Source organism: Variovorax beijingensis, from assembly GCF_007828835.1.
Lineage (GTDB): Bacteria > Pseudomonadota > Gammaproteobacteria > Burkholderiales > Burkholderiaceae_C > Variovorax > Variovorax beijingensis_A.
Map to the genome: position 1 here is coordinate 278,523 of NZ_VIVL01000009.1, position 21,382 is coordinate 299,904.

Annotated in this window: 22 protein-coding genes; 6 read left to right on the plus strand and 16 right to left on the minus strand. The window is 69.6% G+C overall.

Features of this window, described 5'->3' with window-relative positions; all coding sequences use genetic code 11:
• Position 1: 1 nt before the first annotated feature.
• From FB547_RS24445 to FB547_RS24460, 4 genes are all read left to right on the plus strand, one after another.
• On the plus strand, positions 2-565 hold the full coding sequence (locus tag FB547_RS24445; protein WP_261380375.1) for a GAF domain-containing protein: 564 nt from the start codon (positions 2-4) through the stop codon (positions 563-565).
• A 70-nt stretch (positions 566-635) separates the two neighbouring features.
• Positions 636-3,707 carry a helix-turn-helix transcriptional regulator gene (locus FB547_RS24450; RefSeq protein WP_145746241.1) on the plus strand — a complete coding sequence of 1,024 codons (3,072 nt, stop codon included), beginning with the start codon at positions 636-638 and terminating at the stop codon, positions 3,705-3,707.
• A 119-nt stretch (positions 3,708-3,826) separates the two neighbouring features.
• A complete protein-coding gene (locus FB547_RS24455) occupies positions 3,827-4,186 on the plus strand; it encodes a group I truncated hemoglobin (RefSeq protein WP_145746242.1) in 360 nt (119 codons plus the stop codon).
• Positions 4,187-4,257: 71 nt separating this feature from the next.
• Positions 4,258-4,728 carry a cupin domain-containing protein gene (locus tag FB547_RS24460; RefSeq protein WP_145746243.1) on the plus strand — a complete coding sequence of 157 codons (471 nt, stop codon included), beginning with the start codon at positions 4,258-4,260 and terminating at the stop codon, positions 4,726-4,728.
• 3 nt (positions 4,729-4,731) lie between these two features.
• Here the strand turns inward: FB547_RS24460 and FB547_RS24465 are convergent, their stop codons facing one another.
• A complete protein-coding gene (locus FB547_RS24465) occupies positions 4,732-5,007 on the minus strand; it encodes a DUF4242 domain-containing protein (RefSeq protein WP_145746244.1) in 276 nt (91 codons plus the stop codon).
• A 70-nt stretch (positions 5,008-5,077) separates the two neighbouring features.
• On the opposite strand from FB547_RS24465, the gene FB547_RS24470 reads away from it, so the two are divergent.
• Positions 5,078-5,620, plus strand: coding sequence for a nucleoside 2-deoxyribosyltransferase (locus FB547_RS24470; RefSeq protein ID WP_145746245.1), 543 nt, complete (start codon positions 5,078-5,080; stop codon positions 5,618-5,620).
• 24 nt (positions 5,621-5,644) lie between these two features.
• Here FB547_RS24470 and FB547_RS24475 read toward each other — a convergent pair whose 3' ends face one another.
• Positions 5,645-6,550 carry a LysR family transcriptional regulator gene (locus FB547_RS24475; RefSeq protein ID WP_145746246.1) on the minus strand — a complete coding sequence of 302 codons (906 nt, stop codon included), beginning with the start codon at positions 6,548-6,550 and terminating at the stop codon, positions 5,645-5,647.
• Between the two features lie 97 nt (positions 6,551-6,647).
• Between FB547_RS24475 and FB547_RS24480 the strand changes: the two genes are divergently transcribed.
• A complete protein-coding gene (locus FB547_RS24480) occupies positions 6,648-7,415 on the plus strand; it encodes a sulfite exporter TauE/SafE family protein (RefSeq protein ID WP_186454238.1) in 768 nt (255 codons plus the stop codon).
• Between the two features lie 12 nt (positions 7,416-7,427).
• On the opposite strand, the gene FB547_RS24485 is transcribed toward FB547_RS24480, so the two are convergent.
• From FB547_RS24485 to FB547_RS24550, 14 genes are all read right to left on the minus strand, one after another.
• Positions 7,428-7,904, minus strand: a complete 477-nt coding sequence (locus tag FB547_RS24485) for an NUDIX domain-containing protein (protein ID WP_145746248.1) — start codon at positions 7,902-7,904, stop codon at positions 7,428-7,430.
• Positions 7,904-8,353: a GatB/YqeY domain-containing protein gene (locus FB547_RS24490; protein WP_145746249.1), complete on the minus strand. Its 450-nt coding sequence runs from the start codon at positions 8,351-8,353 to the stop codon at positions 7,904-7,906. The genes FB547_RS24485 and FB547_RS24490 overlap by 1 nt, the downstream gene beginning before the upstream one ends.
• A 108-nt stretch (positions 8,354-8,461) precedes the next feature.
• Positions 8,462-8,674: a 30S ribosomal protein S21 gene (rpsU, locus tag FB547_RS24495; RefSeq protein ID WP_007833691.1), complete on the minus strand. Its 213-nt coding sequence runs from the start codon at positions 8,672-8,674 to the stop codon at positions 8,462-8,464.
• Positions 8,675-8,824: 150 nt separating this feature from the next.
• Complete coding sequence (locus FB547_RS24500; protein WP_145746250.1) at positions 8,825-10,066, minus strand: NAD(P)/FAD-dependent oxidoreductase; 1,242 nt, start codon at positions 10,064-10,066, stop codon at positions 8,825-8,827.
• A gap of 5 nt (positions 10,067-10,071) precedes the next feature.
• Positions 10,072-10,857, minus strand: a complete 786-nt coding sequence (locus FB547_RS24505; protein ID WP_145746251.1) for a YaeF family permuted papain-like enzyme — start codon at positions 10,855-10,857, stop codon at positions 10,072-10,074.
• Positions 10,854-11,984, minus strand: a complete 1,131-nt coding sequence (locus FB547_RS24510) for a sterol desaturase family protein (protein ID WP_145746252.1) — start codon at positions 11,982-11,984, stop codon at positions 10,854-10,856. Before FB547_RS24510 ends, FB547_RS24505 begins: the two co-directional genes overlap by 4 nt.
• Positions 11,985-12,094: 110 nt before the next feature.
• Positions 12,095-12,967, minus strand: coding sequence for an ABC transporter permease (locus FB547_RS24515; RefSeq protein WP_186454239.1), 873 nt, complete (start codon positions 12,965-12,967; stop codon positions 12,095-12,097).
• Position 12,968: 1 nt separating this feature from the next.
• Positions 12,969-13,886 carry an ABC transporter permease gene (locus FB547_RS24520; protein ID WP_145746254.1) on the minus strand — a complete coding sequence of 306 codons (918 nt, stop codon included), beginning with the start codon at positions 13,884-13,886 and terminating at the stop codon, positions 12,969-12,971.
• 4 nt (positions 13,887-13,890) lie between these two features.
• Positions 13,891-15,159: a PotD/PotF family extracellular solute-binding protein gene (locus FB547_RS24525; RefSeq protein ID WP_145746255.1), complete on the minus strand. Its 1,269-nt coding sequence runs from the start codon at positions 15,157-15,159 to the stop codon at positions 13,891-13,893.
• Between the two features lie 88 nt (positions 15,160-15,247).
• The gene (locus FB547_RS24530; protein ID WP_145746256.1) at positions 15,248-16,363 is read right to left on the minus strand and encodes an ABC transporter ATP-binding protein; all 1,116 of its coding nucleotides are present in this window, start codon (positions 16,361-16,363) and stop codon (positions 15,248-15,250) included.
• Positions 16,364-16,502: 139 nt separating this feature from the next.
• On the minus strand, positions 16,503-17,309 hold the full coding sequence (gene cobA, locus FB547_RS24535; RefSeq protein ID WP_145746257.1) for a uroporphyrinogen-III C-methyltransferase: 807 nt from the start codon (positions 17,307-17,309) through the stop codon (positions 16,503-16,505).
• Positions 17,306-18,211, minus strand: coding sequence for a DNA-binding protein YbiB (gene ybiB / locus FB547_RS24540; RefSeq protein ID WP_145746258.1), 906 nt, complete (start codon positions 18,209-18,211; stop codon positions 17,306-17,308). Before ybiB ends, cobA begins: the two co-directional genes overlap by 4 nt.
• 47 nt (positions 18,212-18,258) lie before the next feature.
• Entirely contained in the window at positions 18,259-21,054 is a 2,796-nt protein-coding gene (locus FB547_RS24545) for a nitrate reductase (protein WP_145746259.1), read from the minus strand.
• 22 nt (positions 21,055-21,076) lie between these two features.
• The coding region (locus FB547_RS24550; protein WP_145746260.1) for a Rieske 2Fe-2S domain-containing protein at positions 21,077-21,382 on the minus strand (306 nt) is incomplete at its 5' end.

Genomic DNA, 21,382 nt, shown 5'->3' on the forward strand with positions numbered 1-21,382 from the left:
GGTGCTGTCCGTCGAGGTGTGCGAGCAGCTGTGCGACGCGCTGCCGCGGGCCGCCACGGTCGACGCCGCGCTGGGGCACATCGAGTCGGCGCGCCGCGCGCTGCTCGGCCCGGGGCTTCTCACGGTGAACCTGAACGCGACGGCCCCGGACGATCCGCCCGACGAAGTGCAGCTGCAGCGCCTCTGGTCGTCCGACCCGCAGGCCTATCCGGTGGCCGGCCGCAAGCGCAAGACGCTCACGCGCTGGACGCAGCACCTGCTGCTGCGCGCCGAGGTCTTCGTCGGCGAAGGCGAGGCGGCGCTGGCCGAGGTGTTCGACGACCATGCGCTCATTGCCACGCTGGGCCTGCGCGCGGTGGTGAACGTGCCGCTGCTGGAAGACGGCCGATGCGCGGCCACCTTCAACGTGCTGGGCACCCGCGCGCGCTGGACGCCGCAGGAGATTGCGCTGGTGCGGTTGCTGGCCCTGCTGGCTACGCCGTGGGTGCTGCGCGCGCGCCGCGATGCCCGGGCATCGCCGCCGGAGCCGGGCTCCCGGCCCCCTCCACCGTCGCGTAAGTCCTAAGTCCTACAGACACCCGCCGCGCGCAGACTTGCTCTTGCCGGCCCCATGGCCGGCAAGCACAAGGAGCGGCATGGTTACACTGGACCGGATCGGCTGTCATCGCTGCGGGCGCGTTCGCCTGCACGCCGATGCCTCATGTCCGGCCTGCGGCGCGGCGCCTGCCGCAAGAGCGGCGGTGGCGGGCGCGAGCGAGCCCTTCGTCGGCCGCCGCGGCGAATTGCAGCTGGCGCACGATGCGCTCGGCGGGGCGCTGGCCGGTCGCGGCCGCGTCGTCATGCTGAGCGGGGAGGCCGGCATCGGCAAGACGCGGCTGGCCCAGGAGGTGGCAACGCTGGCCCTGCGGCGCGGCATGCTGACCCTGTGGGGCCGCTGCCTCGAGGAGCCGGGTGCGCCGCCTTTCCTGCCGTGGACCCGCGCGATGCAGGCCTGCCTGCGGGCCTGCCGCGACGAGCGCCTGCCCGCGCTGCTCGGGCGCGAGGCCGCGGCGGCCGTCGAGATTGCGCCCGAACTCGCCGAGCGGCTGCCCCCCGGCACCGCGGTGCCGGCGATCGGCGAGGGCGACCAGGCACGCTTCCGGCTGTTTGCCGCGGTTGCGCATTTCTGGCGCCAGGTGGCGACCCTGCGCCCGCTGCTGCTGATCCTCGACAACCTGCACTGGGCCGATGCATCGTCGCTGCGGCTGCTGGCCTTCATCGCCCAGGACGTCGGCGAATCCCGCATCCTGCTGCTCGGCTCCTACCGCGAGGCCGGCCTGTCGCGCCAGCATCCGCTGGCGGCCACACTGGCCGAGCTGCTGAACACACGGCAGTTCTGCCGCCTGCCGCTGCAGGGCCTGAGCCTTGAGGAAACCGAGCGGATGGTGGCCGCGGCCAGCGCCGTGACGCCGCCGCCCGCCGTGATCGCGACCATGCATCGCCGCACCGAGGGCAATCCGCTCTACCTGGTCGAGATGCTGCGTTTCCTGCAGCAGGGCCCCTGCGGGGACGACCCGCACGCCGCCGCGGCGCGGGCCGGGACCGTGCCGAGCGGCATCCGCGCGGTGATCGGCCAGCGGCTCAACCAGCTCTCGGCGCCGTGCTGCGAACTGCTCGCGATCGCTGCGTGCATCGGCCGCGACTTCGACCTGCCGCTCCTGGCCGAGCTGGCCGGCGCCGGCAGCGAGGCCACGCTGCTGGGCAGGCTCGACGAGGCGCTGGCGCAGCGCGTCATCGAGGCCGTGCCGCCCGGGCCGCAGTACCAGTTCAGCCACGTGCTGATCCGCGAGGTGCTCTATGACGAGCTGCCCGCGGCACGCCGCGTCGCGCTGCACGGGCGCATCGCCGAGTCGCTGGAGGCGCGCCATGCCGGGCGGCTCGACGCCGTGCTGGCGCAGCTCGCCTACCACGCGGCCGCGGCCCTGCCCGCGGGCAATGCGGCGCGCGCGCTGGACATCGCGCAGCAGGCCGCCGCGCGGGCCGTGGCGCTGATGGCGCACGAAGAAGCCCTGCGCTGCTACCGCCTCGCGCTGCAGTTGCAGGAGCGCTGGCTGCCGGCCGCGCGCGCGCGGCATGGCGTGCTGCTGCTGGCGCTCGGTGCGGTGCAGACGCACGCCGGCGAGAACGATGCCAGTGCCGCCACCTTCCTGGAAGCGGCCACGCTGGCGCGCGCGCTCGGCGACGCGGACCTGTTCGCGCAGGCGGCGCTCGGCTTCGAGAACAACGGCTGGCGCATCAGCCGCCCGGGCGAGCAGGCGGCGGCACTGCTCGAAGAGGCGTTGGCCTCGTCGGACGGTTTCGACGCCGCGCTGCAGGTCGACCTGCTGGCCGCGCTGTGCCGCGCCTGCATCTTCTGCGGCCGGCAGTCGCAGGCCAACGCGGCGCAACACCAGGCGGTCGCGCTGGCGCGCGGGCTGGCGATGCCGCACCCGCTGTTCAAGGCGCTGGCGGCGATCCTGCCGGCGCGCGCCGATCCCACCCAGCTCGACGAGCGCCTGCGCTGCGCGCGCGAGGCACTCGAAGTGGCCGAGCGTGCCGGCCACATGGAATGGGTCGACGCGCTGACCGGCTGGTACTTCGGCGACCTGGTCGAGAAGGGCGAGCTCGCCGCGGCACGCCCGCTGGCCCAGGTCCATGCGCGGGTGGCAGACGCGATCCGCCAGCCCTTCATGCAGGCCATGGGGCTCGCCAGCCTCACATTGCTCGCCGCCTACGAGGGCCGCTTCGCAGATGCCGAGCGGCTGGCCGGCCAGACCTTCACGATCGGACAGCGCTTCCTGCCCGGAAACGCGCAGGGCGCCTACAGCCTGCAGATCTTCGTGCTGCGGCGCCACCAGGGCCGCCTCGGCGAGGTGCTGCCGGTGCTGCGCGGGCTGGTGGGCAGCGTGCCTCGCGACAGCCTCTGGCAGCCCGGTCTCGCGCTGATCTGTGCCGAACTCGACCTGCACGAACCGGCCCGAGAGGCCTACGAGGCGCTCGCGGGCGACGGCTTTGCCGGCATTGCGCGCGACGGCATGTGGCTGACCAACATCGTCTTTGCGGCCGAGGTCTGCGCCCGCCTCGGCGACCGGCCGCGCGCGGCGCTGCTGTACCGGCTGCTCGCACCCTACGCCGGCCGCAACGTGGTGACCGGCACCAACATCGCCTGCTTCGGCGCCGTGGACCGCTACCGCGGCATGCTGGCCGCGCTGGCCGGCGACGACGCGAACGCCGCGGTGCACCTGCAGGCCGCGGTTGCGCTGGACGAGCGCTGCGGCGGCCGTCCCTGGCTCGCGCACAGCCGCCTGGAATGGGCGCGCTGGCTGGCCGCGCGCGGCGATGCGGCAGCCGCGGGCACGCAGCTCGATGCGGCACTCGCACTCGGCCGCGAACTGGGCATGGCCAGCCTGGCGCGGCGCTGCGAGGCGCTGCAGCGCGAACTCGAGGGCGCCGGCGCGGCGCCGTCGGCATCCCCCGAGGGCCTGAGCCGGCGCGAACTCGCCGTTCTGCGGCTGCTCTGCGCCGGCTGCAGCAACCAGGCGATCGCCGAGCGCCTGTTCATCAGTCCGCACACGGTGGCGCACCACGTGCGCCACATCCTTGCCAAGACCGAGTGCCGCAGCCGCACCGAGGCCGCGGCCTGGGCGCACCGCCACCGCGTCGCGGTCGAGGGCCGGGAGCCATCCTGATGGCCGGGGCGGCACGGCGCGAAATGGTCAATTCGGGCGATGCGCGGCCGCGCGCCCAAGCCTAACTTCGGGTCTCGGGCTCGGCGCCGCCGGGTCCTCAACCCGAAGGAGTGCGCCCCATGCCTGCAACCCTGTACGAACGACTTGGCGGAGAGGAGCGCATCCAGCGCCTCGTCACCGACGTCGTCGAGAACCACTACGCCAACCCGCTCATCCGTTCGCGCTTCGCCAACAGCAACCGCGCCGAGGTCGAGCGCCATGTGGTCGAGTTCCTCTGCTCCGGCAGCGGCGGCCCGCAGTGCTACACCGGCAAGGACCTGGTGTCGGCCCACAAGGGCATGAACATCAGCGAGCAGGAGCTGGTCGCCGCCATGGACGACATCGTCGCGGCCATGACCAAGAACGGCTACGACCAGGCCGAGAAGAACGAGGTGGTCGCGATCCTCTATTCGTTGAAGGGCGACGTGGTGCGGCTGTAGACGCAGCCGCGGCTCTCGCTTGCGCCCCGGCGGCGCTTCGCCGGTGACACGGAAAGGAAAGGAACCTCACCATGACACGCCAGCCATTTGCCGCCTGGGCGATCGGCGCCGCCCTGATCGCGGCCATCGCCACCAGCTGGGCCCAGTCCGGCGACCACCAGATGATCTCGCCCGCCGACCTCAAATGGGCCGACGTTCCCTCGCTGCCGCCCGGCGCGAAGCTCGCGGTGATCGAAGGCCCGATGAGCGAGGCCGTGCCCTTCACGGTGCGCCTCAAGGTGCCGGCCAACTACCGGGTACCGTCGCACTGGCATCCGGCCGTCGAGCGGGTGACCGTGCTTTCGGGCACATTCCACATGGGCCTGGGCGACAAGCTCGACATGCAGAAGTCGATGCCGGTGGTGGCGGGCGGCATGATGATCCTGCAGCCCAAGACGCCGCACTTCGCCTGGACCAGCGAGGAAACGGTGGTGCAGCTGCACGGCACCGGGCCCTGGGGCATCACCTACGTCAATCCGGCGGACGACCCGCGGGCGAAATGAACTTCAGGCCGACAGGAGGTCGGCCGGCAGCGCCGGCGGGCGCAGCTCGCCGACCTCGATCACCACGTCAGCCGGCAGTCCGTTGCGCCGTGCCGCCTCGCGGATCGGCTCGATGCCGGGGGCTTCGTACAGACAGTAGGTCTTCTTCTTGTCGGCGCTGAGGAACGAATACAGCCAGCGCACGCCGACGTCGTCGTTGACGCGGATGATGCCGGCCGCGGCCTCGGGCGAGACCTCGAGTTGATCCGCAAAATTGCGCTCGATCAGGTAGAGAGGCATGGCGGCTCCTTCGTCGTGAGGAAGTGCCATCGTAGTACGGCTGGCCGCAAAAACCTAAGATGTGCCCTTCATGGACACATCCCCCGACAACCCGGCGCGCCCGCGGATCTACCTTGCCGGCCCCGACGTCTTCCGCCCCGACGCCAGGGAGCACTTCATGCGGCTCGCGGCCGCCTGCGATGCGCTGGGGCTGGCAGCCCTGCTGCCGGCCGACGGCAACGAGGAGCCGGGTGCGCAGGCGCCGGAAATGCAGATCTACCAGGCCAACATGCAGCGCCTTCGCGGCGCCGACGGCGTGGTGGCCAACCTCGCGTGCTTCCGCGGCCTGGAGCCCGATTCGGGCACGGTGTTCGAGGTGGGCGCCGCGGTGGCGCTGCAGATTCCGGTCGTGGCCTACGGCGTGCCTGCGGGCAGCTATGCCGACCGCGCCCGCGCGGCGCTGCAGTGCGCGCCCGATGCCGCCGGGGTGCTGCGCGAGAGCGGCAGCGGCATCGCGGTGGAGGATTTCGGACAGCCGCTGAACCTCATGCTGGCCTGCTCGATCCACATCGCGCCGACGCCGGAAGCGGCGCTGCAGAAGATGGCGCAGCTGCTCGCCGCGCCTGCGCGCTGAGCCGCCCGGGGAAGGGCGCTGCGGCTATTTCGCCGCAGCCTGTTCCACCGGCGCCACCAGGTGCTCGAGCATGCGCCGCGCATTGAGCGGCAGTTCCTGCGACGAGCGCACGCATGCCATCAGCGTGCGCTCGGCCCAGGTGTCGCCGAGCGCGGCGCGCGCGATCTTCATCGAGCGGGCGCAGCGTTCGGCCGCCGTCTGCGGCACGATGCCCACGCCGATGCCGTTTTCCACCATGCGGCACACGGCCTCGAAGTTGCCCACGCGCACGCGATAGGCCAGGTGCCTGCCGAGCGCGCGGGCATGCTGCGCGAGCAGCAGCTGCAGCGCGCTGTCGGCGGGCAGGCCGACGAATTCGCTGTCGATCACCTCGGCCAGCATCACGCGCCGGCGCCCGGCCAGCGCATGGCCGCGCGGCATCACCAGCACCAGGTCGTCGCGGCGGAACGGGTGGCATTCGAGGCCCTCGGTGTCGATGGCGTCCGAGACGATGCCGATGTCGCAGCGGCCGCCGCGCAGCGCGTCGACGGTGTCCGGGCTGGGCCGCTCCTCGAGGTCGACCGAGATGCGCGGATGCTGCATGAGAAAGCGGCTCAGCACCTCGGGCAGGTGCTCGGTCAGCGCCGAGGTGCCGCACATGAAGCGCACGTGGCCCTTGAGGCCCTGGCCGTATTCGCCGAGCTCGCCGCGCAGGCGCTCCATCTGCTGCAGCACCACGCGCGCATGGTGCAGCAGCGTACGTCCGGCCTCGGTGGGGCGCACGCCCTGCGCGTGGCGCATGAGCAGCGGGCTGCCGAGGGCGTCTTCCATGCCGCGCACGCGCTGGCTGGCCGAGGCCAGCGTCATGTGCGAGCGCGCCGCACCGGCCGTGAGGCTGCCGGCCTCGACCACGTGGAGAAAGAGCCGCAGGTCGGTGAGATCGAATCGCATCGCCGCAAGGTAGCACGGGAGCCTCAGCCTGTGCCTGAGGCCGGCTGCGCGAATGCCGCATTTCCAGGCGCCGCCGTGGCCGGCAGACTGCGCCGCAATGACGATCTCGAACGAACTGGCAGAACTGGCAAGAGGCCACTGGGCGGCCGCTGCCCTGGTGTTTCTGCTGGCCGGCGTGGTCAAGGGCGTGATCGGGCTCGGGCTGCCGACGGTGTCGATGGCGCTGCTCGCGCTCTGGATGCCGCCGGTGCGCGCGGCGGCGCTGTTGATCGTGCCTTCGCTGGTCACCAACCTCTGGCAGACCGGGCCGCGCGCGAGCTTCTGGCCGGTGCTGCGCCGCATCGGCGGCATGCAGGCGGGCATCGTGGCAGGCACCCTGGGCGGCGCGCTGTGGCTGGGCGTGCCTGCGGGTGAATGGGCCTCGGTGGCGCTGGGCGCGGCGCTGGTGGCCTATGCGCTCTGGGGCCTCACGGGGCGGCAGCTGCAGGTGCCCGCGGCGCACGAGCGCTGGCTCGGGCCGGTGGTGGGCGCCGCCACGGGCCTGGTGACCGCGGTGACCGGCGTGTTCGTGGTGCCGGCCGTGCCTTATCTGCAGGCCCTGGGCTTGCAGCGCGACGCGCTGATCCAGGCGATGGGCATATCGTTCACCACCTCGACCGTGGTGCTGGCCATCGGGCTCGCGGGCAACGGCGGCTATCCGGTGGCGGCGGTGGGAGGATCGCTTGCGATGCTGGTGCCGGCCCTCGGCGGCATGGCGATCGGCACCTGGCTGCGCAAGCGGCTGCCGGTGGCGGTGTTCAGGCGCTGCTTCCTGGCCGGGCTGGCGCTGCTGGGGCTCTACATGGTGGCTCGCGCGCTGGCGTGAACCCGACCGGCTTTACTGCGTTGCGAGCAGGGCCGCGCGAACGCGCTCGATGGCCTGCCGGTAGGGCAGGGTGAAATTGGCCGTGTCGTCGCCGGCTGCGAGCCAGCTGAACGAGAACACCAGGCCGTCCTCCTCGGGGCTGCCCATGGCCACGTGGTCGAAGGTTTCGGGCAGCGGGCCGTCGGCGCGCATCAGGAACAGGTGCCACAGCTGGGGGTGGCGCAGCGTATTGCCTTCGATGCCGGCTTCGCAGTCGCGCTGCAGGGTGCCGAGCGGCAGCAGTTCGCCGACGTGGTCGATGCCCGATTCCTCCAGCAGCTCGCGCCGCACCGCCACCTCGGGCGATTCGCCGGGCTCGATGGTGCCCTTGGGCAGCTGCATGTTGCCGTCGCCGGGGTGGCGGAACACCAGCAGCCGGCCCCTGGCGTCGACCAGGCAGGCGCAGGCCTTCAGGATCGGGCTGGTGCGGCCGCTGCTGCTGTCGTTCATCAGGCGTTCGCGAGGGCGGCCTTGACGGCGGCGCTCACCTGGCCCATGTCGGCCTTGCCTGCGAGGCGGGTCTTGACCGCGCCCATCACCTTGCCCATGTCGCCGGGACCCTTGGCGCCCAGTTCGGCCACGATGGCCTTCACCTCGGCGGCCACCTCATCGGCGCTCATGCGCTGCGGCAGATAGACCTCGAGCACCTTGATCTCGGCGGCTTCCTTGTCGGCCAGGTCGGTGCGGCCGCCGGTCGTGAACGCGGCGATCGAGTCCTTGCGCTGCTTGACCATCTTGTCGACGATGGCAACGACCATGGCGTCGTCGAGCTCCACGCGCTCGTCGACTTCCTTCTGCTTCATCGCGGCCAGCAGCAGGCGGATGGTGGCCAGGCGCTCCGAGTCCTTGGCGCGCATCGCGGTCTTCATGTCTTCAGTGATCTGTTCTTTGAGTGTCATTCGGCACAACCTTTCGGAAAAAACAAAAGCCGCGGCAGGTTTCCCTGGCGCGGCTGGGGCAACGGGGGCTGGCGGCGACTTTCGTCGGCGGCCGGGCCCGGGTGTTGCTTAGTACAGCTTCTTGGGCAGCTGCATGCTGCGCACGCGCTTGTAGTGGCGCTTGACGGCGGCTGCCTTCTTGCGCTTGCGCTCGGCGGTCGGCTTTTCGTAGAACTCGCGGGCACGCAGGTCGGTCAGCAGGCCGAGCTTTTCGATGGTGCGCTTGAAGCGGCGCAGGGCGACGTCGAAAGGCTCGTTTTCTTTAACGCGGATGGTGGTCATTGATGAATCGTTGAACTGAATTTGGCCTGGGGAGATCGAGGCCCCAAGCCGGGGTTCCTCAACTGAAAATTTTTGCGGCCGTTGAGGGAAGGCCAAAAGTTAGCCCGCGAGTATAGCACTCCCCAGGGCTGCGCATGCTTCGCGGTCTTTTCAGAAGGAGGTGGCGCAGGCGTGCGCGCTGGCCCAGGCCCATTGGAAGTTGTATCCGCCCAGCCAGCCCGTCACGTCGACCACTTCGCCGATGAAATACAGGCCCGGCTGCTTCGATTCCATGGTCTGGGAGGACAGATCGCGGGTGTCGACGCCGCCAGCCGTGACTTCCGCCTTCTTGTAGCCCTCGGTGCCGCTCGGGGTGATCTGCCAGCGGGCAATGCGCTCCGCCAGGGTGGCCAGGGCCTTGTCGGCCGCCTCGTTGACGGGCCGCTGCAGCGCCGGGTCCTGCCCGACCCAGGCATCCGCCAGCCGGGAGGGCACGAGCGCGGCCAGCTCGTTGGCGATGCGCTTCTTCGAGCGCAGCTTGGCTTCGCCCAAGGCTTCGGCCACGTCCACGCCGGGTGCAAAGTCGAGCGTGAGCGGGCTGCCGGGCTTCCAGTAGCTCGAAATCTGCAGCACCGCCGGGCCCGACAGGCCGCGGTGGGTGAACAGCAGGTCTTCGAGGAAGGCCATCTTTTCCTTCCTGGCGCCGGTTTCGATGCGCACCGGCAGCGCCAGTCCGGCCAGTTCGGCATATGGCGCCCAGGCTTCGCCGCCGAAGGTCAGCGGCACCAGGGCCGGGCGCGGCGCGACGACGCGCAGGCCGAACTGCTCGGCCAGGCGGTAGCCGAAGTCGCTGGCGCCGATCTGCGGAATCGACAGGCCGCCGGTGGCGACCACCAGCCTGGGTGTCTCGATGGGGCCCCGGGTGCTATCGATCCTGTAGCTGCCTGCGCCCGCCGTGCCGTCGCCGGAGGCCGAGAAGACGATCTTTCCGAGCTTGCACGGCTGCCAGCGCGTGACGCTGCCCGCATCGCACTCCGCCAGCAGCATGTCGATGATCTGCTGCGAGGAGCCGTCGCAGAACAGCTGGCCCTTGTGTTTTTCGTGATACGCGATGCCGTGCTTGTGCACCAGCTCGATGAACTGCTGTGGCGCATAGCGCGACAGCGCCGAGCGGCAGAAATTCGGGTTGTCGCCGATGAAGTGGCGCTGCGGCGCGCGCACGTCGAGGTCGCGGTTGGTGAAATTGGCGCGCCCGCCGCCCGAGATGCGGATTTTTTCCGCGATCTTTTCACTGTGGTCGACCAGCAGCACCTTGAGCCCGCGCTGCCCGGCCAATGCCGCGCAGAACAGGCCCGCGGCACCGGCGCCGACCACGACGGCGTCGAATAAATGAACCGAAGACGAATTGCTCAAGGCGGTCAGGGGCCGTCTGCGGCAAGCAGCGGCGGCGCGTTGTACTTGAGGTGGCCCACGTAGCGCAGCGGCTGCGTGGCGGCAATCGAGGGCACGTCGCCCTCGCGCATGTGCAGCAGGTCGGCCGGGCTGACCCAGCGCGGGTCGGCGTCGGTGATCGGCAGGCCGGCCCGCCGGTAGGCCTCGAGCACGAACTGCGAGCAGAAGAACTGGTCGTCGCGGCTCGCGCCCAGCTGCACCATGGCCATGCCGCTGATGCAGTAGTGGCTGACGGCGGAGGGGACGAGCGGCAGCTCGCACAGGCGCCGGTTCAGCACGAATGGCGCATTCAGCAGCACGCCGGTGGTGTTGTAGCGGATGCCCACCTGCGAGTTGGCCCAGGCGCGCAGTTTCTGGGCACCCGAGGCATCGAGCCCGGGCACCCGGAAGGCCACGACCATCTGTTCCTCGTCCACCACGTCGGCCAGCGGCCGCGCGCGCACGCCGCTGCCTACCGCCTCGGCGATCAGGCCGTCGCCCAGGTAGAGCACGGCGTGGCTCACGGGCGAGAAGGTGCCCAGCCGGATGCCGAAGGAATTGACCGTGGCGATGGAGGTCAGCAGGATGTCGCCGGGCTGCAGCGCATCGGCGGCAATGAGCTCGCCGCCGTTGCCGGGCGCGATGACCGAGCTCTGCACGCGCAGGCGCAGGCCCGCGTCTTTCGAGGGCAGGTCGACGCGGGTGGCGCAGGCCGAGAGCAGCAGCAATGCGGCAGCGCCGAGCGCCGCCACGCGGAGATGGCGCCGCATCATCCCTTCCAGACGAAAGGAAACTTCAGCTGCTTGAAGAAGCCGTTGGGCACGTAGTCGCCGAGCACGCCGTACTTCTCGGGCCAGAGCTTGGTGCTCTTCACCGCGGTGCCGAAGAGATAGTCGAGAAAGGCGTAGTGCGCCGAATAGTTCTTGTCGAGCGCCTCCACGTCCTGGCTGTGGTGCCAGTGGTGGAAGTTGGGCGTGACGATGACGTAGCGCAGCGGCCCGAGCCGCACGCTCACGTTGCAGTGGTTGAACACCGCCTGGAAGCCCACCACCACGATGTACGCGTCGATCACTTCCTTGGAGAAGCCCAGCACGTAGATCGGCGCCAGCACCAGCGTGCGCGTGATCAGCAGCTCGAGGATGTGCTGGCGCGAGCCGGCCATCCAGTCCATGCTCTTCACGCTGTGGTGCACCGCGTGCAGGCGCCACAGCACCGGCACCTCGTGGTAGGCGCGGTGGGTCCAGTACTGCACGAGGTCGGCCACCAGGATGATCAGCAGCAGCCCGGCCCAGAACGGCAGGTTGCCCACCCAGCCGCGCACGCCGTCGTTGGCGGCCCAGCCGAAGAACTTGTGCACCATCAGGTTGGTGGCCAGCAGGACGAATCCCACGATCATGTGGTTGACCACGAAATGATGGAAGTCGGTCTGCCATTCGGCGCGGAACACCGGCTGGTCCTTGCGCAGCGCGAACAGCTTCTCGATGAAGATGAAGATCAGCGAGGAGCCCAGCAGGTCCAGGATGAACCAGTCCAGGCCGATGTAGGGCGTGTTGTCGGCAAAGTCGTTCACCGGCACCTTGTGCCCGCCCAGCAGCGCGGCCGCGGCCACCAGCAGGAAGGCGGCCGAAGAGAGCCAGCGCGAGCGGTTGAAGATGATGTTCACCAGCGCCAGCCCGCCCGAGACCACCATGGCCGCCAGCAGGATGAAGCGCATCACGTCGACGTTGTAGCTCTTGCGCAGCTCGGGCGTCGTGAGGTATTGGGGAAAGTGGAAGGCCAGCACGCCGAGGAAGCACAGGATGCCCAGGCTCAGCGCGATGGTTCCGGTGACGAGGCCCCGGCCGCGGCGCAGCTCGCCATGGGTCTGGGTGAATTCGTTGAGTTTGTCGATGTCCAGCATTGCCCGCCTCTCTCTCGCTCGTGTTGTGTCTTGTTGGGCGCGATTTTAGGCGGCTGTAGGAAAACTCTCACGTCGGCCGAACGGCCAGGCATGGCCATGCCATCCGGGCCTCAGCGCGGCCGCACGGCGCGCCGGCGCAGCAGCGCAGCCGTGCCCAGCGCCACGGCCATGACCAGCAGCGACACGACGGTGGTCACCGTCCCCAGCGCATAGATGGAAGGCGTCGTGACCGTCGAGGTCAGGCCCTGCAGCTCGAGCGGCAGCGTGTTGACGTCGCCGATGGCCTGCGAGGTGCGGGCGATCTCGTCCCACGACAGCGTGAAGCCGAACATGCCGATGCCGACGATCGACGGCCCGATCAGCGGCAGCACCACGAAACGGAAGGTCTGCCAGGGCGTGGCGCCGAGATCGCGCGCGGCTTCCTCGTAGGCCGGGTTGAAGCGGTTGAACACCGCGAACATGATGAGCAGGCCGAAGGGCAGGGTCCACGTCAGGTGCGCGCCGAGGGCGGAACTGAAGAGGCCGAGCGCGGTGCCGTAGCCCTCGAGCAGCGTGGTGGCATCCATCGCCGTCAGCAGGCTCTTGATGCCGGTGTCGAGCAGCCGGAACTGCAGGCCGATGCCGAGCGAAATGATGATCGACGGCATGATGAGGCTTGCCACGGTCACGAAGAACAGGGCGTTGCTGCCCGCGAGCTTCTTGCGGAACGCGAGCCCGGCCAGCACCGACAGCACCACGGTGAAGCCCATGACCACCGCGCCCAGCGCCAGCGAACGCCGGAAGGCCGCGCCGATGTCGACGGTGCCCAGGCCCTCGGCCAGCTTGTGGAACCAGTGCAGCGAGACGCCGCGCAGCGGAAAGGTCAGGCCGCCTTCGGGGCCCTGGAAGCTCAGGATGAAGATCGTGATCATCGGGCCGTAGAGGAACAGCACGAAGAGGCCGAACACGATTGCGAGCGGCCAGAAGCCGGGTCGGCGTTCCATCTCAGAGCTCCTTGCGGATATCGACCAGCCGGGTGAGTCCCCAGATGATCATCAGCACCACCGCCAGCAGGATCATCGCGTTGGCCGCGGCCAGCGGAAACTGCAGGTACGAGGTCTGCACCTGGATGATCTTGCCGATCGATGCGATCTGCTGCCCGCCCATCACGCCGATGGTGACGAAGTCGCCCATCACGATCGTGATGACGAAGATCGAGCCGATCAGGATGCCCGTGCGCGACAGCGGCACCACCACGTTCCAGAGCGTCTGCCAGCCCGAGGCGCCCGCGTCGCTGGCCGCTTCGAGCAGCGAGCGGTCGATGCGCATCATGCTGTTGAAGATCGGCACGATCATGAACATCGTGTAGAGATGCACGAAGGCGAGCACCACCGAGAAATTGGAGAACAGCAGCCACTCGACCGGCTGGTCGACGAGGCCGAGCCCGGTCAGCGCCTGGTTGACCAGCCCGTTGCGGCCCAGGAGCGGCACCCACGAGATCATGCGGATCACGTTGGAAGTCCAGAAGGGCACGGTGCACAGCACGAACAGCGCCGTCTGCATGCCCGGCGAGCGCACGTGGAACGCCAGAAAGTAGGCCACCGAAAGACCGATCAGCAGCGTGATGCCCCACACCAGCAGGCAGAACTTGAAGGTGCTCAGGTAGGTATTGAGCGTGACGCACAGGTCGCCGTTGTCGGTGAGCTGCGAACAGCCCTCGAACAGGCTCAGGTAGTTGCGCAGCGTCACCGCCGGGATCAGCTCGTACTCGTTGAAGTTCCACAGGCTGACCATCGCGACCAGCGCCAGCGGAACCAAGAAGAACAGCAGGAACACCAGCGCGAACGGCGCGGCCTGCCACCACGCCTTCACGGCATGGACGGACGGGCTGGGCGCGTGCGCGCTGGCGGTGGGGGCGTTCACGGGATCAGGCAGCGACGAACTCGTTCCACTTCCGGACCATGTACTCGTTCTCGTCCATGACGGCGTTCCAGCAGGCAATGCCGCCCATGCGCTGCTCGTAGCTGCCGCCGTCGCGCACCGCGCCGGCCTTGGCGAGCAGGTCGCCGTTCGGACTCTTGATGTCCTGCGCGGCGGGCTTGCCTTCCATCCAGTAGGCCCATTCGTAGGCTTCCATCTTGGCCTTGGCGGTGTCGAGCACGGCGCTGTAGTAGCCCTGGCGGTTCAGGTAGGCGCCGGCCCAGCCGTCGAGGAACCAGTTGATGAATTCATAGGCGCCGTCGAGCTTCTTGCCCGAGAGCGTGGCCGGCAGGCCGAAGCCGGCGGCCCAGGCGCGATAGCCCTCCTTGAGCGGCTGGAAGTTGCAGGCGATGCCCTTGGTGCGCACGGCGGTGACGGCCGGCGACCACATCGACTGGATCACCACTTCGCCCGAAGCCATCAGGTTGACCGACTCGTTGAAGTCCTTCCACAGCGCGCGGAACTGGCCGGCCTTCTTGGCTTCGATCAGGGTCTTGATCGTGAGGTCGATCTCGGCCTTGGTCATGTTGCCCTTGTCCTTGTACTTGTGGATGCCCTTGGCTTCCACCACCATCGCCGCGTCCATGATGCCGATCGACGGAATGTTCAGGATCGCGGCCTTGCCCTTGAACTCGGGGTTCAGAAGCTCGGCCCAGGAACCAATGGGACGCTTGATCAGGTCGGGACGGATGCCCAGCGTGTCGGCGTTGTAGACCGTGGGAATGAGCGACATGAACTGTGTTGGCGCAGTCGCGAACTTCTTGCTCTTCTCGCCTTCGAGATAGATCACCTTCTTGGGCGCGGTGCCCTGGTCGCCCACGGCCTTGCCGGCGACCTCGCCCTTGGTGAAGAGCGTGGTGATCTTGTCGGCGTTCTTGATCTTCCGGGTGTCGATGCCCTTCAGGTTGCCGGTGGGCACGATCTTCTTGAGCGAGAAGAACTCGGTGTCGATCAGGTCGAAGCTGTTGGGCGCGGTGACGGCGCGCTTGGTCACGTCGTCGGTGGTCACGGCCACGTACTGGATCTCGATGCCGGTGTCGGCCTTGAACTTCTCGGCGATGGCCTTGTCCTGATTCACCGCCGTGCCCAGGTAGCGCAGCACGATCTTTTCCTGCGCATGCACGAAGGGCGCGATGCCCGTGGCCAGGATGCCGGCGGTGCCTTGCAGCAGGGTGCGGCGCTGGAGGCCGGCGGACGAGTCGATGGGGTCGGTCATGGAAGAGTCTCCGTGGAAGAAAAAGGCAGGGGAGGGAAAGTGGAAAAAAGCGAATGGAAATGCAGGCAATGCCAGAACGGCCGCGCGCTCACAGCGGCATGCTCGCGAGCGCGGCCAGGTCGTCGCGTGCGGGGCGGCTGCCGCTCGCGGCCGGCGCCGGCGCGCGCTCGGCAGGCGGCTTGGCACCGGGGCCGAGCACGCGCACATCGGCCTCGGCCCAGGACAGGTGCACCGCATCGCCCGGCGCATGGGGGCTTGCAAGAAAGGCGGCCTCGCCCAGCAGCACCGAGACGCTGCCGCGGCCGGGCGCGGCGTCCTGCAGCGCGAGGCCGAGCAGCACGTAGGTGCCCTGGTACTCGACGTCGGTGACCGTGGCGGCCAGGCCGCCCGCCGCGTCGCCGCGGGCGATCCGCATGTGGTCGTTGCGCACGGCGATCGGGCCGGCAGGCGTGTCGAACACGTTGTGGCCGCCCATGAAGCGCGCCACGAATTCGCTCGCAGGATGGTTGTAGACCTGGTGCGGCGAACCGGCCTGCTCGATCACGCCGTGGTTCATGACCACCATGGTGTCGGCCAGCGCCATCGCTTCTTCCTGCGAGTGCGTGACATGCACGAAGGTCAGCCCCAGTTCCTTCTGCCAGCGCCGCAGCTCGGCGCGCATCTGGATGCGCAGGAACGGATCGAGCGCCGACAGCGGCTCGTCGAGCAGCAGCACGCGCGGCTCGGTGATGAGTGCGCGCGCGAGCGCCACGCGCTGCTGCTGGCCGCCGGAGAGTTCGCCGGGCTTGCGTTCGGCCAGGTGGCCCATCGCCACGCGCTCGAGCAGCTCGCGTGCGCGCTGCTGGCGCTCGGCCTTGCCGACACCCTTCATCTTGAGGCTGAAGGCCACGTTGTCCAGCGCCGAAAGGTGCGGGAACAGCGCGAAGCTCTGGAACATCATCGCGGTGCCGCGCGCGGCCGCGGGCAGGTTGGTGATGTTGCGGTTGTCCAGCAGGATGTCGCCGCTCGTGACCGACTCGTGGCCCGCGATCATGCGTAGCGTGGTGCTCTTGCCGCAGCCCGAGGGGCCCAGCAGGCAGCAGTAGCTGCCGCTCGCGATGCGCAGGTCGATCCGGTCGACGGCGGCGGGCGTGCCCGCGGCATAGCGCTTGCTGAGCGCGACGACTTCGACGGCGGCGGGCGGAGGCGCGATGGCGGCGGTCATCGCTGGGCCCCGGGCGCGGGAAATGATCGGAAGGCGAGCATGCTGGCGTTAAGCACGCTCCATGCCACGTTGGCGGCTCGAGGGGCCCATGGCCTCGAGCGGGGATGCCCGGCGGCCCTCGCCCCGAAACCCCGGAAACCTAGGTGCCGAAGCGGTTCGCGTCCGTCGGCAGCGCCGCTGCGGCGAGTCCGCGCAGCACGTCGCCCACCACGATCACTGCAGGGCTCGCGATGCCGGCTTCGGTGATGCCGGCCTGCAGCTTGTCGAGCGTGGTCGCGACCTGGCGCTGGTTCGGAAGGCTCGCATGCTGCACCACGGCCACGGGCGTGTCGCCCGGCAGGCCGTGCAGCAGTTCGCGTTCGATGTGGCCGGCGCCCGCCACGCCCATGTAGATCACGAGCGTGAGCCGCGCGCTGTGCGCGGTGGCGGCCAGGGCGCGCCAGTCGGTCGGGTCTTCGGCCGCGCCGGCGCCGGTCTTGGCATGGCCGGTGACGAACACCACGCCCTGCGCATGGTCGCGGTGCGTGAGCGGCACGCCGAGCGAGGTGACGGCCGCGAGGCCGGCGGTGATGCCGTTGACCACCGTGCATTCGATGCCGGCTTCGCGCAGGTGCTCGACCTCTTCGCCGCCGCGGCCGAAGATGAAGGGATCGCCGCCCTTGAGCCGGACCACGGTTTCGCCTTCGCGCACCGCGGTGATCATGAGCCGCTCGATGAAGGCCTGCGGGGTGCTCTTGCAGCCGCCGCGCTTGCCCACGTGCACGATGCGCGCATCGGGCCGCGCATACGAGGCCAGGATGCTGTCGCTCACGAGGTCGTCCACCAGCAGCACGGTCGCGGCCCGGATCGCCTTGACGGCCTTGAGGGTCAGCAGTTCGGGATCGCCGGGGCCGGCGCCCACCAGCGTGCAGCTGCCGGCGGTGGATGAAGAAGCGGCGTTGTTCATGCGTGGGATGCCAGTTGCGTGATGTGCCTCACTTGGGTGGCGATGGCCTCCGGCACGGGAAGCTCGCCATTCAATACGCGCCGCGTGTACGCGGCCGTGGTCGCGACGTCGATCTCCTTCGGCAGGCCCGGCACTTCGCTTGCCGTGCCGCTTTCCTGGGCCTGCAGCTCGCTGCGCACGCCGCGCACGAAGCCGTCGATCTGCGCGGTGCGGCGCGGGTCGGAAACGACCTCGCCTTCGAGGCCGCGCGAGAGCAGGGCGGTCATGCCCATGAGCTCGAAGGTTTCGCCCATGGTGCGCGCGTATTCCGGATGGGTGTAGCTTGCCACGATCACGCAGGGGCCGGTGGTCGGCTGCATCAGCTTGACCACGCTGTGGCCAGGGTTGCGCAGGCCGACCACGCGGCGCACGTCGAGCAGCCGCTTGAGCGCGGGATTGAGCAGCTCGGTCGGCGCAAAGCCCACCCCGCCGCAGGGGATCTTGCGGATGGCCGGCAGCGCGGGCACGTCCAGCGCCTCCAGCACGTTCGACGCCAGCACGCGCGAGGTTTCGGTGGCGCTGCCATGCACCAGCACCGGCAGGCCTTCGCGGGCCAGCAGCAGTGCCAGCAGCGGCGTGAGCACCGGCAGCCGGCGCGCGCCGTTGTAGCTCGGCAGCACGACGAGCGGGCGGTCGGCGGCGGGCAGGTGGTTGAGCCGCGCATGCGTGGCATCGAGGAAACCTGCCATCTCCTCGGGCGTTTCGCCCTTGATGCGCATGGCCAGGCAGAAGCCGCCGATCTCCAGGTCGGTGACGGTGCCGTCCAGCACCTGGCCGAACAGGTCCGTGGCCTGCTCGCGCGTGAGCGGCTTGGCGCCGCGCGCGCCGCGGCCGATTTCCTTGATGTATTGGCTGATTCCCATGGGTGCGCCGATTGTCCCGCAATGCTTATGCCGGAATGCAAGTCGGCTTATGCACCCTCGGCCACGGTTTCGGCGGGCGTCGCGCGCACCATGCGCTTGAGCTCGGGCAGGCAGGAGCCGCAGTTGGTGCCGCATTTGAGCGCGCCCTGCAGTGCGGCCAGGCGCTCGTCGGGTGTGCCGGTGCAGCGGCCCAGCTCGGCTTGGATCGCCAGGTCGGTCACGTTGAAGCACGTGCAGACCGGATGTCCCCGCGACTGCACCGCCACCGGCGCGCGCGCGCCCGGCGACAGCAGCAGCCGGCCATAGGTCTGCGCCGGGATTTCCTCGCGCAGCAGGGTGCCGATCCAGGCTTCGGCGCTGGTGTCGCCGCCCAGCAAGAAGGCTTCGAGGCCGGCGTTGCCGTCGGCGCGCCGCACCAGCCGCGCCACGCGGCGCTGGCCGCGCCGGCGGTCGGCGTAGCGCAGGGCATCGCTGCCGCGCAGGCCGAGCAGGCCTTCGATGCGGTCGATGGTTTCATCGGCCGGCGCATCGTGCGCGGCGGCGCGGAACAGGATGCCGCTGCGCTCCTCGCCCGGCGTGTTGCCCGAGAACGGCACGCAGGTGGCAAACGGAAACATCGCCATCATCGGCTTGAGCGCCTGGTGCGCGGCCAGCGCGGCGTCCGGCGGCAGCCAGGCCATGGCCAGCAGCGACCACGGCAGCTCGGCCTTGAGGATCTTGACCGGCGTGTGCTTGAGCTCGGGCTGCTTCGAGGTGGGGCAGAAGGCCGAGGTGGTCAGCGCATTGATGCCCGCCAGCGGCGTGCCGGTCGAAGAGCAGCCGCTCAGGTATTCCTCGCCCCAGTGCATGGCGACGAAGGCCTGGCTCAGGCCGATCTCGGCACTGGCCTGCACAGGCAGCAGGATCGAGCCGCGCTTGGAGGTCAGGTGCACGAGGTCGCCGTCCTTCAGCTGGCGGCGCGCCATGTCCTGCGCGTTCATCTGCACCACCGGCTCGGCCACGTGGCCGAACAGCCGGCCGACCGTGCCGGTGCGGCTCATGCCATGCCACTGGTCGCGCAGGCGGCCCGTGTTGAGCGAGAACGGATAGCGCGCCTCGCGCGCCTCGGCCACCGGCTTGTAGACCGTGTCGACGAAGCGTGCGCGGCCGTCCGGCGTGGGGAAGATGCCGTCCTCGTAGAGGCGTGCGCGGCCGCTGGCCTCGCCTTCCTTCAGCGGCCATTGCTGCGGACCTGCGCTGTCGAGCATCGCGTAGCTCATGCCGGTGATGTCGAGGTCGCGGCCGCGCGTGGATTCGCGGTGCTCGTTCCACACCCGTTCGGCGGAGTCGTACGGAAACAGCGTGTCGGCGCGGCCGAGCCGCTGTTCGAGCCGGCGCGCGAAGTCGACCGCAATCGACCAGTCGTGGCGCGCTTCGCCGGGCGCCGCCACCGCAGGGCGCACACGCGAGATGCGGCGCTCGCTGTTGGTCACGGTGCCTTCCTTCTCGCCCCAGGTGGTGGCGGGCAGCAGCAGGTCGGCGAAGGCGCAGGTGGCGGTGGTCGAAAAAGCCTCCTGCACCACGACGAATTCGGCGCGCTCGAGGGCGCGGCGCACCGTGGCCTGGTCGGGCATCGACTGGGCGGGGTTGGTGCAGGCGATCCACAGCGCGCGGATCTCGCCGTCGGCCGCAGCCTGGAACATCTCGACCGCGGTCTTGCCGGGTTTTTCGGGCACCGAGGGCACGTTCCACAGCGCCGCCACCTCGGCCCGATGCGCCGGATTGGCCAGGTCGCGGTGCGCGCTCAGCAGGTTGGCCAGGCCACCCACTTCGCGCCCGCCCATGGCATTGGGCTGGCCGGTGAGCGAGAACGGGCCGGCGCCGGGCTTGCCGATCTGGCCGGTCGCGAGGTGCAGGTTGATCAGCGCCGCGTTCTTCGCGGTGCCGCTCGACGACTGGTTGAGGCCCTGGCAATAGAGGCTCAGCGTGGCCGGCGAGGTGGCGAACAGGCGCGCCGCGGCGAGCAGGTCGTCCTTCGAGATGCCGCAGATCTGCGCCACCTTGTCGGGCGTGCATTCGCGCACCGTGGTCTTCAATGCATCGAAGCCGCTGGTGTGGGCCGCGATGTAGCCGTTGTCGGTCCAGCCCTCCCACAGCATCAGGTGCAGCATGCCGTTGAACAGCATGACGTCGGTGCCGGGCTGGATGGGCAGGAACAGGTCGGCAATTTCCACCGTGTCGGTGCGGCGCGGATCGGCCACGATGATCTTCAGCCCGGGGTTCGCTGCCTTCGCATCCTCGATGCGGCGGAACAGGATGGGATGCGCCCACGCGGCATTGCTGCCGACGATGAAAAGGCAGCTCGCATGCTTCAGGTCGTCGTAGCAGGCCGGCGGCGCGTCGGCGCCCAGCGTCTGCTTGTAGCCGGCCACCGCGCTGCTCATGCACAGGCGCGAGTTGGTGTCGATGTTGTTGGTGCCGATCAGGCCCTTGGTGAGCTTGTTGAAGACGTAGTAGTCCTCGGTGAGCAACTGGCCCGAGACGTAGAAGCCCACGGCGTCGGGGCCGTGGTCGCGGATGACCTGGTCGAACTTGCCGACCGCGATGTCGAGCGCGCCGTTCCAGCCGATGGCTTCGGGCGCGGCGCCGCGTTCGGTACGCCGCATCGGCTGCAGCAGCCGTGTCTGGCGCGTGACCGTGGCCGTGGCCGTCAGATGCAGCGTCGAGCCCTTGGTGCACAGGCGCCCGAAGTTGGCCGGATGGTCCGGGTCGCCGCGCACGCCGGTGATCTGCGCGCCATCGGATTCGATGACAACGCCGCAGCCGACGCCGCAATAGGGGCAGGTGGAGCGAGTCTCAGCCATGGGTGGTGTCTTGGTTTCGCGCCTAGCTGCTGTGCGGCGCCTGCACGTCGAAGGTCTCGTCGCCCAGCTTGCCGGCCGTTGCGGCACCGGGGCCGGCGCGCGGCGGCGCCAGGTCGAGCGCGTGCGTCTTCAGTTCGACCATGTTCATCATGACCTGGCCATCTTCGAGCTTCACCGCAAACCTCGGCGTGCACCCTTCGTCGGGCGATTGGGCGCAGCCGTCATCCAGTCCAATGGCCCAGTTGTGCAGCGGGCAGGCCACGCTGGTGCCGAACACGATGCCCTGGCTCAAGGGGCCGCCCTTGTGCGGGCAGCGGTCGAGCAGCGC